The organism is Parafilimonas sp. (assembly GCF_047606085.1).
Taxonomy (GTDB): domain Bacteria; phylum Bacteroidota; class Bacteroidia; order Chitinophagales; family Chitinophagaceae; genus Parafilimonas.
The window spans coordinates 69,181-84,340 of the sequence record NZ_JASGEX010000056.1 but is presented as its reverse complement, the minus strand read 5'-3'; the positions used below and the strand labels follow the sequence as shown (position 1 = coordinate 84,340).

Below are 15,160 nucleotides of genomic sequence, written 5' to 3'. Positions count from 1 at the left end.
CGAGATGCCTTAGTATTTGCACCAGTAACCAGGCGCTGTCGCGGCAGGATCCCAATGCCCTGCCCAGTGTTTCTTCGGGTGTTTGCACACCGGGCTCAAGGCGTATGGTGTAGGCAATATCTTTATTTAGTTTTTGGTTGATATACACGAGAAAATCAACAATGCCTTTTTCGCTGCGGTCAACATTATTTAACCATTGTTGTAACAGCGGGCCGGGTGTTTCTGTTTCGAGGTAGGGCACCAGTTCTTTCTGCAGTTGCGTGCTGTATGCAAACGGAAATTTCTCCGCGTATTCTTCCACAAAAAAATCAAATGGGTTTATTACTTCCATGCGGGCTATCACTTCCACATCAATGGCCAGTTCGGTTGTTTTTTCCGGAAAGACAACCCTTGCCTGGAAATTGCCAAACGGGTCCTGCTGCCAGTTAATGAAATGGTCTTCCGGCTTGAGCTTAAATGAATAGGCTTCAATGGGCGTGCGTGAATGCACCGCGGGACGTAAGCGGAAAATATGCGGCGACAGGCTTACCGGCCTGTCGTAATGATACGTGGTTTTGTGTTTGATAGCTACGCGTATTGCCATAATCAAGTATTGGTTTTGATATGGCAGCAATCTTAATGCAATAAAAATAAAATCTTTTATTTAATCTGCACATTTCTGATTTTGTAGCCGGGTAAAAGCGAAATATTGCATATTGTGAAAGAGCAAAAGCCTTTTATGCTTGAAAAACTTCAGGTAAAAATAGGTTTATCCGGATACGGGAAATGAACAGCCAGCAGCGATATGGATTTTTGGCTGAGTTATTTCCACACGCTGAAAATTATTATTGAAGTCAAAGGAGATTTGCGTGATTTTTAAGCGTATTGTTTGTCAGGCATCGTGCTGCTTAAGTGGGATGATGCTTTGCGATAGTTTTCATTCGTACAAGTTTGATTTTTCAATGGTCTCATGCCTGCCTGTCGGGCAGACAGGGAACCTCGCTACGTACATTCCCCTTGTGTAAGAAAAAATTATCATGCTCGGTTTCTTTACTGTGTTTCTATTAAGCCGCCTTTTTTCGCATTTGTTGTTTTAGTATATAATATTCGTATCTCACCTGCATATTTAAAAAGAAAAGGGCATTTATGCCAAGCGCATTTTCAATTTTAATGGCAAGAGCTGTTGTTATATTGCGCTTGCCGGAAATAATTTCACTCAATACGGTAGGTGATATGCTCATGTATTTAGCTGCTTCCCGGCGGGTAAGCCCACGATATTCAAGTTCTTCACCCAATACTATACCCGGATGAAAGATATGTGTCGGCGTTATTTCATTTGCTGTTTTCATATTCTTGTTTTTATTTAATGGTAATCTGTTAATTCCAATATTTCCACGGCTATTTCATTTTCGTTCACTTCTCTAAAGCAAATCCTGAATTGGCTATCCATTCTTATAGAAAGTTGCCCCTTTCTGTCTCCTTTCAGTTTTTCGAGGTTCAGCGATTTAATTTGTGCAATGGTTTTTAAATCAGGAGCATCTATTAATTGGCCTATTCTTAGCTTGTATTTTTCTATGATATGCTTTGCAAATTTGTATTTTGCTACGCATGCCGTGGTTTCAAGCCTGTATAATTCCAATACTTTTTTGTTCTCAAACAAAACAACCATGTTCACAAAAATAGTGAATACTTAAAAGCAAACAATGCGTTTTGTTCTCTGCCGGTTGGTGTTTCACCATAGCCGAAACCTCAGAGGAATGATCATTTGAGGAGTAATCATTTTTTATTGCACCATAAAAACTGTATTTCTCCTCCACAGTACGGGGCTTGCATTTTATTTGCTATTTTTAACCCCGAAGCAGGCAACTTTTTAGATTTAAAACCAAAGCATGACGTTTGAACCCGCGCAGGTTTCTATGGAAGAGTCTTTTTTTCAGCAGCATTATTTTGATAGTGATGCTGAAACCTTATCACAATGGAAAACTTTTTTCCATTCCTTTAACCAGCTCGGCAGGGAAGAAATGCTTAGCCGCAGCAACGACATTGCACGCTTCCTGAAAGAGAACGGTGTAATGTATAATGTGTATGGCGACCCTTCCGGCCTGCACCGTACCTGGAACCTGGATGCGGTTCCTTTCATCATCAATAAAAATGAATGGAGAAAAATTGAAGCTGGTTTAATACAACGAGCAGAATTGTTCAACCTTATCCTGAAGGATGTTTACGGGCCGCAGCATTTGATAAAAGACGGCATGGTGCCGATGGAAATTGTTTACGGCCATACCGGTTTCCTGCGCGAATGCTGCAACATTCAGTACAGTGATAAACATTTGCTCACCATCTATTCGGCTGATATGGTGCGGGGAAAAGATGGCAACACTTGGGTGTTGAACGACAGGACGCAGGCCCCATCAGGCTTTGGCTACACGTTGGAGAACCGCATGGCTATGGCGCGCATCGTGCCGGAATTATTCAGAGGCTTAAAAGTGCGCAGGCTTTCCCCCTTCTTCAATGCATTAAGAACGGCATTAAACACCATGGCGCCACACCAGAAAGGGCAGCCAAGGATTGTTATACTTACGCCCGGCCCAAGCAATGAAACTTTTTTTGAACATGCTTTTTTATCAACCCATCTGGGCTTTACGCTGGTGCAGGGCGACGACCTGATGGTGAAGGATAATTTTGTGTGGCTGAAAACATTGGGCGGGCTTGAACAGGTGGATGTGATCATAAGAAGGGTGGATGATATTTATTGCGACCCGCTTGAACTGAAGACAGATTCTCAGTTAGGTATCCCTGGTTTATTACAGGCTGTGCGCTGTGGCAACGTGCGCATTGCCAACCCACTTGGCAGCAGCGTGGTGGAGAACCCTGCATTAAACCCTTTCCTGCATGCCATATCGCGGTATTTTTTATCGGAAGACTTAAAACTTCCCACCATTGCTTCCTGGTGGTGCGGCCAGCCGCATGAGCTGCAGTATGTGCTGGATAACCTTTCTTCGCTCGTAATAAAAAAAATATACCGGGACCCGTTTGTAAGAACTTCTGTTGATGGCACCATGCTAAGCAACAAACAACTGCAGGAATTAAAAGAACAAATAACCGCACAGCCGCATTTATACGTGGGACAGGAAAAAATTGATATTGGTTCATCGCCGGCATGGGTAAAAGGACAGGTATTGCCCTGCACGGCTTTGTTCAGAAGCTTTGCCGTAAGCAATAATGAAACTTATACCGTAATGAAGGGCGGCCTCACCCGCACATCGCTTAATAAAGAAGATATGTTTATATCAAACCAAACAGGCAGCTTCAGCAAAGACACGTGGGTATTAACAGACCAGGAAAGCAACCCGCTGCGCATAAATACGGAATATGATTTTTTGTACGCACAAGGCGATAATTATAAATCAACAGTGCTTTCAAGCCGCACTGCCGAAAACCTATTCTGGGTAGGCCGGTATGCAGAGCGTGTGCTGGGCAATGCCCGCTTTATAAGAACCATCATGCAGTATGTGGAAGAAGCCAACAATGCTTTTATTGATGATGATTACAGGCTGAAGGCAAGTTTGTTATTATCACTCACAAGATATACGCATACTTATCCCGGTTTTGAAGATAATGAGGATGATAAGATAAATAACCCGTGGAAAGAACTGGAAAGTGTTTTATTTGATGCAAAGCGCATTGGCTCGCTTGCTTACAACATCAGTTGTTTTACAAAGGCCGTTTATGCAGTTACGGGTTATTGGTCAACTGATACCTGGCGTGTGCTGCATGAAATGGAAGATGCATGGCAGCAGGCTTCCGCTGTACAATACGCAGGCCATTATAAAATGCTTGATGTGGCTGATGACATTATTACATTGATGATGGCCTTTATAAGCTTAAACCGCGAAAGCATTTCCCGCAACCAGGGCTGGGAACTGCTGGATGCAGGCCGTAAAATTGAGCAAAGCCTTTCGCTTACTTCAATGATGCAATCGGCATTGCTGCAAAAACAGGATGATGCCATTGAATATATTTTGCAGGAAGTTGTTTTAAACAGCAATGAATGCATGATGAATTACCGTTTTAAATACCGTGCGTCCATAAAGCTGCCATTGATACTGGAATTAATGTTGCTTGATGCCGATAACCCGCGTTCATTAATTTATCAGGTGGAGCGGTTAAAAAATTATTTATCGCGGCTGCCCAAAATATACAACGGGCATTCGCTCATGCAGCATGAAAAACTTTCGTTTGAAGCGTATGCTGAAATTAAGCTGGCTGATAAGGATCATTTATCTGTACTGAATGACGAAACGCAACATTACCGGAACCTTGAAAATTTTTTAAAAAATATTAATGCACTTTTATATAAGGTGCATAATGCGGTTTCAATCATGTACTTTAAACATGCTCAAACACAAAAGCAGTTGTTTCATTAAGCATTTTTATGGAATACCAGGTAACACATACCACAAGATATATTTATCACCAGCCGGTAACGCTTTGCCATAATATGGCAAAACTGTTGTTGCGCAATATTAACGGCCAGCATTGCAAACATGCTTCCGTTGTAATTACGCCGGAGCCGGATGTGCTGCAGGAATACGATGATTATTTTGGCAACAGGGTTATATATTTCGCCATACAAAAAGAACATAAGGCGCTTACGGTAACCATTCAGTCAACCGTTGAAAAATATATTCAGCAAACGCCCACCTTTAATTTTTATAAACACATTGCATGGGAAGAAACAAAGCGGCTGATGGCAGAGGCCGGCGATGAAAATTTTGAAGCGAGGCAGTATGTGTATGAAACGCCTTATACAAAGATTACGAATGAAATAATACAATACGCGTGGCAGTCGTTCACGCCCGGGCGCTCCTTATTTGAAGCTGCTGCGCATATTATGCAGCGCATTTATACTGAATTTGAATATGATCCTGAATTTACAACCATTGCCACGCCGCTATCAAAGGTAATGCGTGAGCGGAAAGGTGTTTGCCAGGACTTTGCACATCTTGCCATTGCCTGCTTCCGCGCTATGGGTTTGCCCGCAAAATATGTGAGCGGTTATCTTGAAACCCTGCCGCCCGAGGGAAAAGAAAAGCTCATAGGTGTTGATGCCTCGCATGCATGGTTTTCTGTTTATATACCCAATGCCGGCTGGTTCGATTTTGATCCCACCAATAATATAATGCCTGCCCTGCAGCATATTACTATTGGCTGGGGCAGGGATTATGCCGATGTTACGCCACTGAAAGGCGTAATACAAAGCAGCGGTGCACATGAATTAAGCGTAGCTGTTGATGTAAAAAGAATGGCCTGAATACATAGCCGCGCATAATGCGGATGCGAGTTTTATGCCGGTTGAACAAAGCGCCCTCATTATAATTTTTTGCAAAACAGAATTTAATATTTGTCTTCATTCCTGACCGGAAAACCCGGGCTTTAGCCCGGGTTACGGAGGCTTCAGATTTTATCCTACGAAGGATCAAAGGCATAATGCCCTGATTTTAAAGCTTAATTTTTTTCGCGCCCTGGTAAGTTTTGTGGCAAAACATTGGTTTTTATTCAGCCTTAACACATACATTTATCACCATAAAACTTACTTATGTTAAAACCAATTCAAACCTTTATCACTAAACTTTTATGTTTAGTAACAGCCTTGCTTTTTGTATATGCTGCCCATGCACAGTTTAACCTTAATGATAAAGTGCCTGTTGACAGTAATGTTATTGTTGGCAAACTGCCTAATGGATTGACGTATTACATACGTCAGAACAGGAAGCCTGAGAACAAAGTGGAATTAAGGCTTGTGGTAAATGCCGGCTCTGTGCTGGAAGATTCATCACAGCAGGGCCTTGCCCATTTTATGGAGCATATGAACTTTAACGGCCTGAAGCATTTCCCTAAAAATGAGATCGTGAATTACCTGCAATCAATAGGCGTGAAATTTGGCGCCGACCTGAATGCTTACACAGGTTTTGATGAAACTGTTTACATACTGCCTATCCCTTCTGATAATGCGGCGAAACTTGACAGCGGGTTTACCATACTGGAAGACTGGGCCGGTAATGCTTTGCTTGATACCACAGAGATCAATAAAGAAAGAGGTGTGGTGCTGGAAGAAAGCCGCCTGGGCAAAGGCGCCGGCGAACGTATGCGCGCTAAATACTTCCCTGAATTATTCAACGGCTCCTTATATGCAAAGCGGTTGCCAATTGGCATTGATGATACGGTAAGAAATTTTAAGCCTGCAACACTGGAGCGTTTTTATAAAACATGGTATCGCCCCGATTTGCAGGCGGTGGTTGTGGTGGGCGATATAGACCCTGCCGTTGCCAAAGCAAAGATTGAAGAACATTTCAGCCATTTTACCAATCCTGCCAATGAGGTGCAAAGGCCTTCTGTTATTGACGTGCCTGTTCGCACAGAAAGCAAGGCTGTGGTATTAACGGATAAAGAACAAACCAATACCATTCTGCAGGTATTTAACTATGTTGAAAAAGACACGCCGGTTGTAACCTGGGCTGATTACCGGCAATCTGTTGTGGAAGGCTTGTTCAATTCCATTATAAGCCAGCGGTTGAGTGAATTAACGCAGCAGGCCAACCCGCCTTTCCTGTTTGCCGGAACGAGCTTCCAGGGCTTCATACGGGGTTACAGGGCTTTTACTTCGTTCATTTTCCTTGGCGACAAACCTGCACAACCGGCTATTGATTCGCTTATTAAAACAACAGAAAGCGTAAAACAATATGGTTTTCTTCAATCGGAGCTGGACAGGGCAAAAATGAGTTTGCTCAACCAAACACAATCGGCTTATAAGGATGCCGATAAAACCGAATCGTCCCGTTTTGTGAGTGGATATGTTGAGAATTTCCTGGAAGGAACGCCCATAACAGGCATTACCAACCGGTATAGGTTTCTGCAGCAGGTATTGCCCACTATTACCTTAGCCGAAGTAAATGATGTGGCTAAAAAAATGAACAGCAGCCAGGGCAAATTTGCTTTATTAATGGCGCCTGAAACAGCCAAAGACCTTCCAGGCGATACGGGCCTGCTGGCCATGCTCAGTGAAGCCTATAAACAGCCGGTTACGGCTTATACGGAAAATGCCATTGGCACTTCATTGCTTGATAAGAAACCAACAGCCGGAAAAATCATCAGCGAAAAAAAGAACGATGCACTGGGCACAACAGATATTGCTTTCAGCAACGGCATATCGGTAACCATAAAGCCAACCACGTTTAAAAATAATGAGATACAGTTTGACAGTTGGCGCTGGGGCGGTTACGAAAATTATCCCTTATCGCAAAAGTACAGTGCTGTTAATGCAGCTTCCATTGTGCAGTCCATGGGCGTAAGCAATATGTCGCCCACGGAGCTCAGGAAATTCATGGCGGGAAAAACAGCCGGCGTGCAGCCTTATATCAATAATTCTGAAGAAGGCATACAGGGCAACTGTAATGTGCAGGATCTGGAAACCATGCTGCAATTGCTTTATTTGTATGTTACAGCTCCAAGAAGGGATGATAACCTGTTCCAGGCTTTTATATCTGCTCAAAAAGGGTTTATTAAAAACCTGGCGGCTAATCCCAATTCTTATTTCAGCGATACCTTAACGAAAGTTTTGTACAACAATAATCCCTGGGCTGATGGCATTCCCAAACCTGCCAATTATGATGCTATCAATCCTGATACAGTTATGGCCATATACAAAAATATTTTCAGCAACATGTATGGCATACATTTTACGTTTGTTGGCAATATAAATGTTGACTCCATCAAACCATTGCTGGCTTTATACCTGGGCAGTTTGCCGGGCAAACAAAAAGAAAGCAAATACACCGATGTTGGTTTAAGGCCGGTTAAAGGCGTTAAAAATTTTACAGTGCAGAAAGGCAATGAGCCGCGCAGCCTTGTGCGGATAATCTTTACAGGTGAAACCAAGTTCAGTTATGAAGATGCATTGAAGCTGGATATGCTTGCCGAAGTGATGAACATTAAAATAATCGAGCAACTGCGTGAAGCCATGAGCGGCATTTATGGCGGCGGTATGGGCGGCTCCGTCATGGCAAGGCCATATAACCATTACAGCGTTAGCGTAAGTTTTCCCTGTGCGCCGGAAAATGTTGACACGTTAACAAAAGCATTATTTGCTATTATAAAAGATGTGCAGCAGAATGGCGTGGCCGCATCTTATCTTGAAAAAGTGAAGGCGAATATACGCGAACAATATGCTGTTGATATTAAAACGAATGATTACTGGCTTGATAATTTAAGCCGTGCATTTATTGATAAGCAAAACCCTGAATGGATATTAAAATACAATGAAGCAGCGCAGGCATTAACCGTGAAAGATATACAGGACGCTGCTGTTAAATATTTAAATATGAACAATTACATAAAAGCGGTATTAATGCCGGAGAAGCCTTAATTTTTTTGTTATATTATTTTTTGCAATGCCTCCTTGTTAATGTACAATGGGGTATTGTTTTTATGGCTTTATGGCTATCATTGATATTTCGATATTAACATGTGCGGGCAGGTCTGCAACCTGTATGGTTTCTCTTGCAGGATAAGGCTTTTCAAAATAGGAGCTGTATACTTCATTCATGACCGTAAAGTCATTCATGTTTTTTAAAAAGATGCTGCTTTTAACAACATCGCAGAAACCGGCACCGGCTTCCTTTAAAATAGCTTCCAGGTTTTTCATTACCTGGTTTGTTTCTGCCTGTATATTTTGCATTACAAGCTGCCCGGTTGTTATATCTCCTGCCAATTGGGCAGACACAAAAATCATATTGCCTTTTATAATTGCCTGGCTGAAAGGTCCCATCGGCACAGGCGCATTTGAAGTGTGGATTGCTGTTTTCATAATAATTGCTTTATTGAACTTTCCTAAGATTTGCTGTAAGATGGTTTTGAAAGATCGCTTCATGTGTTACCATGTTCAGTTCATATTGCAGTTGGTGTTCATCAACTGAAAATATTCTTTGAGCCTGTATTGTTTTTATGTCGTTTACAATGGCTGTAGTATTAAATATGAATTTATTGGCTGTTGATGCTGTTAATGTGAGCATTTCTATACGGCCGCCAACCTGTACGCTGTGTAATAAAATTGTATCGTTTTTTAAGATGATAAAACCAGTGTCCCAAAAAACAGTGCGGCCATTATTGCCTGTTTCATTTTTATACCATGTTTTCTGGTTGAAGAAGATGGCATCTTTATCATCATCAGCAAAAAATTCAAGATGTTCTGTATAGGCTGTATTGGTGATGGTTGGAAATTTCGCATAACCATCTCCTTCCCATTTGCCCTGAAGCAATTGTCTGAGTGCTGTAAATGTTTCTTTCATGTGGTAAAATAAAGTAGTTTTAAACAGGAACATTTCAGTATAAAATGAAATGTGGTTGTTTATGAAAGATGATTTTAAGCTGGTTGCCTCATTAATCGGCGATCCGGTGCGTGCAACCGTTTTATGGGAGTTGCTCGATGGAAAGGCATTTACAGCGACAGAATTGGCTATTGCGGCAGAAACATCTGCTTCCAATATAAGCATGCACTTATCTAAATTGATGAACGCAGGTTTGCTGGCAGCAGAGAACCAGGGGCGGCATCGTTATTATAAATATGCTACGCAGGAAATTGCGTATGCCGTAGAAGCATTGTCAACTTTGATTCCGCCTGCATCAAAAAAGATGAAGCCTGTTGCGGTGCTTACGCCCATACAGCAATGCAGAACCTGCTACGATCATCTTGCCGGCAAAACAGGTGTTGCCATAACAGATGCCATGCTGCAGCAAAGATTAATTGTGCTGAAGAATAATCAATTCAATCTTACAAAAAAAGGCAGGCAATGGTTTAACGAACTGCATATTGATGCAACTTCACTGCAGTTGCAACGCAGGAGTTTTTTAAGACCCTGCCTCGACTGGAGTGAACGGCGTTACCACATGGCCGGCTCTCTTGCTGCTGCGTTTTTAAATAAAATGCTGCAACAGGATTGGCTGCGCGCAACGAAAAATTCAAGGGTGGTTATTGTAACAGCAAAAGGGCAGCAGCAGTTGTATAACAGGTTGAAAGTAGTGATTAAATAAGCAGGTAATCTTTAATTGTATAACATGTTTTTTAATTGTCAGCGAAGTTATTTTCGCATATATACGTGGCTTTTTTTAATCAATAAACTGATTTACGTAATAAGGAAATTTTCATTGCAGCTATAAATTAAACTTATCCTGCCTGCTAATTTTGCGACGTGTAAACAACAAAAACAATAGCACAATGAAATATGCACTGGTTAGCTTTTTAAACTTTCACAAAAAATTCCAACGCATTTACTGTGTAGCCGTTCAATGCAAATCATTGTTGTATCCTGAATGAGGATGGCTGAAGCGCTCATTGCTGCAAGCTTTGAGCTACGGACAAAATATTCAATCCGTAGCACCTCAAGATGATTATTGAATATTGATTATTTTAGAAACCTGTCTAAAAATGATTTCTGAGATTTTGTATTTGTATTTTTCGCCCGCAGGTTTCGGGGATTTACGCAGATAGTTGTTCAAAAATATTTTTAATCTGCGTTTATCTGTGCCATCTGCGGGAACATATTATGTTGAATAACTATTTTAGACAGCTTCTTAGAAATAGCACTTTAAATAAATGCATTGATTAATGATTGATGAAAGCCGCCCGGGGCGATGCTGTACAGGAGAGTAACCTTTAAATTGCAGAGAGGTAAAAAGACTGGCTCAGTCTGCGAGACTGAGCCAGTCTTTAAATAAAATCACCAAAATTTATTTTGTTCTGTGCTGCTGAATATAATCAGCCATGGTGTTTACATCAACCAGCACCTTGCGGCCTTCCTTGGGGTCTTTAATAGTGATGCCGTATTCGCGGCTAAGCAATACAATGAGTTCGAGGGAATCAATCGAGTCGAGGCCGAGTCCGCCGCCAAACAATTCTTCATCGTCTTTAATGTCTTCGGGTTTAAGATCGGTGAGGTTTAAAAACTCTATGATTTGTTTTTTTAGCTGAAGTTTCAATTCTGAAGTTTCCATTTAAATAAGTCTTTTTCTTTTTAATTGCAGCAAGGCGATTAGTTGCAAAGCAACTGCAATAATAATAATAAATACAATATTCATGGCAATATTGCCAAGCCGGCCATTTTGTAAAAACAAACCGTAATAGGCCTGCAGGCACCAGTGCAATGGCGAAATGCTGCTTAAACTTTTAAAGCCCTGCGGCATGATGAAATCGGGCACCATTAAACCGCCGATCAGTGAAAGTATGATAACGGATACAGAACCGAATGCGCTTGCCTGCTCCTGTGTTCTGGCAAATACGCCCACACATAATGCATAGCTCACTGCACACCAGCCGCACACCAGCGTAACAATTATTAAACCGGCAACATCGCCGGGTAACTGTAAAGCCGGCAAGCCTATATGCGGAAATATTAAAATGCCGATGGCAAAAATTAATACAGCCTGTATAAATGTAACAACGAGGTAGGTAATTTGTTTTGACAAGAGTGAGATGTAATAGCTGGTGGGCAATGTTCTTAAACGTATAAAAGCGCCGCTAAGTTTTTCACGAACAATACCTGCTCCAAGAGACATTACCACAAAGAACATGGCAAAAATGGTCCATGAAGGAACGTTATGCTGCGTGGCGTTAAGATTAGTTGCCTGCTCATTGGCCGTTAAAGGAATTGCTTCAAGGCCGATATTGTTTTTAAGCAACTGGCTTTTTAATGAATCAGGCAGCGGTGCCTCGTTAATGGCAAGGTATATTTGTTTTAATACTTCCTGGCTTTGTATTATTTGCAAAGCGCTTAATACGGAGCCTTCTACAGATGCTTTAAGCGATTGCTGTAAGGCGGGATTATAGTAGAACTTTAAATGGTTATTGTGGTTTGAAATGATTGTTGTTGTATCACCACCTTCCAGCCCGAACGATTGCAAGGCTTTACCTGCCGTTTGTTTTGAGGTTGCGAATATTTGTTGCGAAAACCCATCATTAATGATGATGCTGCCTGCCATGTTTTTCTTTAAGATATCATGGCGCAGTTGTTCTTCATTTATATTCCTGTAAAAAGAAAGATTGAATAAACCGGTTGAGTCAAGCGCATCAATAAATTCACGGCTTAGGCTGCCGGTATCTTTATTACAAACACTGATTGAAAGGGTGCTTTTATGCGTTACATCAAAATTGCTGTTTTGAATACCGGTTACAACAAGCACTAATAAAACCGGCATGGCAAACATGAGCAGCAAACCCGTTTTATCGCGAAACAAAATGCGCACATCTTTTTGTATGGTGGCCAGCAATTTCATTCGTGCATATCTGTTTTTTTAATGGTCTCATGTAACCTCGCCATGTACATTCTGCTTGTGAATAAAAAAAATATCATGCTCGGTTTCATTCGTGCATATTTGTTTTTCAGTTGTCTCATGGAACCTCGCCATGTACATTCCCCTGTGTGAGAAAAATTATCATGCTCGGTTTCATTCGTAAGCCTTGCCGGTTAAGTGAACAAATAAATCTTCCAGGTCTTGTTTTCCATGTTCCTGCAATAAATTATCAAGCGTATCAAAAGCAATTATTTTACCATTGCTGATGAGCGCTATTTTATTGCATAATTCTTCCGCTTCGCTTAACTGGTGGGAAGTATAAATAAGCGTAGTGCCGCTTTCATTCAACCTTTTTAAATAACTGATTATTTCCTGGCGTGTTTCAATATCAACACCAACAGTTGGCTCATCCAGAAATAATAAACGGGGGTTATGTATTACGCCGATGGCGAGATTCACCTTGCGTTTCATGCCACCTGAAAACTTTTTTACGGCTTTGTTTTTTACGGCATCCAGCTCCAGTATTTTAAATAATTCATTACTGCGTTGTTTGATTTCCTGTTTGCCGAGGCCACTCCAGGCACCAAAAAATTCAAGGTTTTCTTTTGGCGTAAGTTCTTCATAAAACGAAAAATCCTGCGGTACAAAACCAAATAACTTCTTTACGTTCTTATTACTTTTTTGAATGGGATTGCCAAGCAACTGTATGCTGCCTTCATGATAGGGGAGGAGGCCTGTCATCAAATTCATTAAGCTGGTTTTACCTGCGCCATTGGGGCCAAATAAGCCAAAGCGGTCACCTGCTTCCACCGTTAAATTCAAACCGGTAAACAGGCTTTGCTGATCGCTGTATTTAAAACAGAGATTGCTTATTTGTATAGCCGGCGGTATCATTTCAATTGCTTGTTTACAGCGGCCAGTTTGGTAAAAGCCATTTTTTCAATTACAGATATTTCGGCAAGGTAATCGCCCATTATATTATAATCCTGTTGCGAGCCAAGCCTGCCTTTATAAATACCGGAAGCCTGTACGGCCGCTGTACGCCAGAGGTCGCCCGCTTTGGTAAATTCTTCAGATAATTTCATTAAGGCATCATTACCAAAATAAGCATACGCTTCCTGTAAAAAAGCACCATACATGTAGCGAAAACCACCACCACCGGTGCCGATTTCTTCCTGCATGCGCACCACCTGTGCCAGGTATAAACCGGCTTTTTCGGGCCCGAGTTTATCACGCCATTTTTTTATTCTTTTACCAAGAAAAGCAATCCCTTTTACACCGGCAATGGAGCCGGGAATTTGTAACATGTGAAATACATTTAGCTTTATACCTTTAATAATAGCACGTTTAATTCTTTCTTCTGTTACAGGTTCGGTTGCCAGGGTATAATAGATTTGCCCCCGCGGCGCCAAAGCGCCCTTTGCAAACCGCACCCGTTCCAGTTCATACTCCGTCATCGTAGTCGGGTATTCCATAATGGGATCGCTTACCAAATATTTTCCATCTTCTTTTCCAAACACAACAATATTATGCGCATTAAAATGAAAACGGTATTCTTTAGGAAAGTAAGGCAAATAATAAACGCCTACCTGGCAACCAATGGCCATGCCTTCGCTTAATTTCCGGTCTAAATCTTCCTTTGCTTTTTCTTTTGAAGAAAATTTTTTCCTGATGATCTTAATACCTAATGAATGGCAGGTTCTTTTGAATATAATCCCGGGAACAGAGCGGAATGCCAATGCCGGGCCACCACTTATTTTTAAAAAAGGAATATAGATAAAGAACAACCCTGCTCCCATACCAAATACCAGCGGTTCTGTGATTTGCGTAACACCTGTATTTTGCAGAAGATTTCTTGTGACACCGCTTTCGCAATGCGCAGATTGTGCGTGATGAAAATTACTGGTCATGCGCCTCCATTGATTTTAATTCGTCCACACTTACATTAAACACTTCGGCGTATTTATTCAATTTTTTGGTTGATAATTTATTAAATACAATAGGTTTTAAATGACGCTTTATCTGCCATTTAAAAAAGCCTGTATAACTTGAAAGAATAGTAAGGTCCATTATATTTTTTTCCATGAAAAACAGGATGGGGCTTGCTTCGTTGTTTAACACTTTTGCTTTTGCCGCTTCCACTTTATGCTGAATGTTTTCCCAGGTTACATCAAGCGCATTGGTTTTTACTTCCCAGCCATTGCTTAATGCCGTAGTGTATTTACCATGCTCATCGGTGGCATAGCAAACTTCCTTGGTGAGTTTGCCAAGTGCGCCCAAATCCTGCGGAACTTCATCTTTTTTCATATTTGTTCAGCTTTATGCGGCAAAATAAATTCTCATTTTAGCAGTTCATTCTTATCAATATCCGCTTGTTTTAAGATTGCATGTAATGTTCCTGCGGGCAGGTCTTTATTATGCATTGGAACAACAACCCTTAATTTTTTCTCCTTATGAAAATAAACTTGATGCGAACCTTTTGCACGATCAAAAACAAATCCCTTTTGCTCTAATAATTTAATAAGTTCTTTAGGTGTTAATGAGGGTGTTTTGCTCATACTAATTGGGGAACATCAGGTGTAACATGAAGAGAATACTCCAGCGTATTGTTTTCTGTTGGAATTTTTTCACCATGCTGAACAAGGCTTTCGATATATAATTCAACTGCTTCTTTCGCCATTTCAATTGCATGATCCACATCATCGCCATACGTTACGCAACCCGGAAGGGCCGGAACAGTTACTGTATAACCGCCTTCTGGTTCCTTTTGTAATCTTATCTTATATGTAAACTCAGCCATGCAATAAAATTAAACAACTTTAATTAATTAAACTTT

16 protein-coding genes are annotated in these 15,160 nt (G+C 41.2%); 4 read left to right on the top strand and 12 right to left on the bottom strand.

The features are described from left to right. The 3 genes from QM629_RS05050 to QM629_RS05040 all read right to left on the bottom strand — a co-directional run. Nucleotides 1–583 (bottom strand): transglutaminase family protein (locus QM629_RS05050; protein ID WP_415157839.1); only part of this gene is annotated, 583 nt, incomplete at its 3' end. Between the two features lie 460 nt (nucleotides 584–1,043). After that, nucleotides 1,044–1,328 carry a HigA family addiction module antitoxin gene (locus QM629_RS05045; protein ID WP_415157837.1) on the bottom strand — a complete coding sequence of 95 codons (285 nt, stop codon included), beginning with the start codon at nucleotides 1,326–1,328 and terminating at the stop codon, nucleotides 1,044–1,046. 14 nt (nucleotides 1,329–1,342) lie between these two features. After that, nucleotides 1,343–1,648, bottom strand: a complete 306-nt coding sequence (locus tag QM629_RS05040; protein WP_415157835.1) for a type II toxin-antitoxin system RelE/ParE family toxin — start codon at nucleotides 1,646–1,648, stop codon at nucleotides 1,343–1,345. 220 nt (nucleotides 1,649–1,868) lie between these two features. Between QM629_RS05040 and QM629_RS05035 the strand changes: the two genes are divergently transcribed. The 3 genes from QM629_RS05035 (at nucleotide 1,869) to QM629_RS05025 (ending at nucleotide 8,404) form a co-directional block, all read left to right on the top strand. Next, a complete protein-coding gene (locus QM629_RS05035) occupies nucleotides 1,869–4,406 on the top strand; it encodes a circularly permuted type 2 ATP-grasp protein (RefSeq protein ID WP_415157833.1) in 2,538 nt (845 codons plus the stop codon). Between the two features lie 8 nt (nucleotides 4,407–4,414). After that, a complete protein-coding gene (locus QM629_RS05030) occupies nucleotides 4,415–5,293 on the top strand; it encodes a transglutaminase family protein (RefSeq protein ID WP_415157831.1) in 879 nt (292 codons plus the stop codon). Nucleotides 5,294–5,578: 285 nt separating this feature from the next. Continuing rightward, a complete protein-coding gene (locus QM629_RS05025; protein ID WP_415157829.1) occupies nucleotides 5,579–8,404 on the top strand; it encodes a M16 family metallopeptidase in 2,826 nt (941 codons plus the stop codon). Nucleotides 8,405–8,464: 60 nt separating this feature from the next. Here the strand turns inward: QM629_RS05025 and QM629_RS05020 are convergent, their stop codons facing one another. Both QM629_RS05020 and QM629_RS05015 read right to left on the bottom strand, forming a co-directional pair. Next, nucleotides 8,465–8,845: a Rid family detoxifying hydrolase gene (locus QM629_RS05020; RefSeq protein WP_415157827.1), complete on the bottom strand. Its 381-nt coding sequence runs from the start codon at nucleotides 8,843–8,845 to the stop codon at nucleotides 8,465–8,467. 10 nt (nucleotides 8,846–8,855) lie between these two features. Further along, nucleotides 8,856–9,326: a heme-binding beta-barrel domain-containing protein gene (locus tag QM629_RS05015; RefSeq protein WP_415157825.1), complete on the bottom strand. Its 471-nt coding sequence runs from the start codon at nucleotides 9,324–9,326 to the stop codon at nucleotides 8,856–8,858. 61 nt (nucleotides 9,327–9,387) lie between these two features. Here QM629_RS05015 and QM629_RS05010 point away from each other — a divergent pair, with 61 nt between their 5' ends. Continuing rightward, a complete protein-coding gene (locus QM629_RS05010) occupies nucleotides 9,388–10,068 on the top strand; it encodes an ArsR/SmtB family transcription factor (RefSeq protein WP_415157823.1) in 681 nt (226 codons plus the stop codon). Nucleotides 10,069–10,764: 696 nt separating this feature from the next. Here the strand turns inward: QM629_RS05010 and QM629_RS05005 are convergent. The 7 genes from QM629_RS05005 to QM629_RS04975 form a co-directional block, all read right to left on the bottom strand. Next, on the bottom strand, nucleotides 10,765–11,028 hold the full coding sequence (locus QM629_RS05005) for a phosphopantetheine-binding protein (protein ID WP_415157821.1): 264 nt from the start codon (nucleotides 11,026–11,028) through the stop codon (nucleotides 10,765–10,767). Further along, nucleotides 11,029–12,306 carry an ABC transporter permease gene (locus QM629_RS05000; RefSeq protein WP_415157819.1) on the bottom strand — a complete coding sequence of 426 codons (1,278 nt, stop codon included), beginning with the start codon at nucleotides 12,304–12,306 and terminating at the stop codon, nucleotides 11,029–11,031. A 171-nt stretch (nucleotides 12,307–12,477) separates the two neighbouring features. Continuing rightward, the gene (locus QM629_RS04995; protein WP_415157817.1) at nucleotides 12,478–13,218 is read right to left on the bottom strand and encodes an ABC transporter ATP-binding protein; all 741 of its coding nucleotides are present in this window, start codon (nucleotides 13,216–13,218) and stop codon (nucleotides 12,478–12,480) included. Further along, on the bottom strand, nucleotides 13,215–14,234 hold the full coding sequence (locus QM629_RS04990) for a BtrH N-terminal domain-containing protein (protein ID WP_415157815.1): 1,020 nt from the start codon (nucleotides 14,232–14,234) through the stop codon (nucleotides 13,215–13,217). Before QM629_RS04990 ends, QM629_RS04995 begins: the two co-directional genes overlap by 4 nt. After that, nucleotides 14,224–14,631, bottom strand: a complete 408-nt coding sequence (locus QM629_RS04985) for a hypothetical protein (protein WP_415157813.1) — start codon at nucleotides 14,629–14,631, stop codon at nucleotides 14,224–14,226. The genes QM629_RS04990 and QM629_RS04985 overlap by 11 nt, the downstream gene beginning before the upstream one ends. A 32-nt stretch (nucleotides 14,632–14,663) precedes the next feature. After that, the gene (locus tag QM629_RS04980; RefSeq protein ID WP_415157811.1) at nucleotides 14,664–14,882 is read right to left on the bottom strand and encodes a type II toxin-antitoxin system HicA family toxin; all 219 of its coding nucleotides are present in this window, start codon (nucleotides 14,880–14,882) and stop codon (nucleotides 14,664–14,666) included. Beyond that, the gene (locus tag QM629_RS04975; RefSeq protein ID WP_415157809.1) at nucleotides 14,879–15,124 is read right to left on the bottom strand and encodes a type II toxin-antitoxin system HicB family antitoxin; all 246 of its coding nucleotides are present in this window, start codon (nucleotides 15,122–15,124) and stop codon (nucleotides 14,879–14,881) included. The genes QM629_RS04980 and QM629_RS04975 overlap by 4 nt, the downstream gene beginning before the upstream one ends. Nucleotides 15,125–15,160 lie beyond the last annotated feature (36 nt).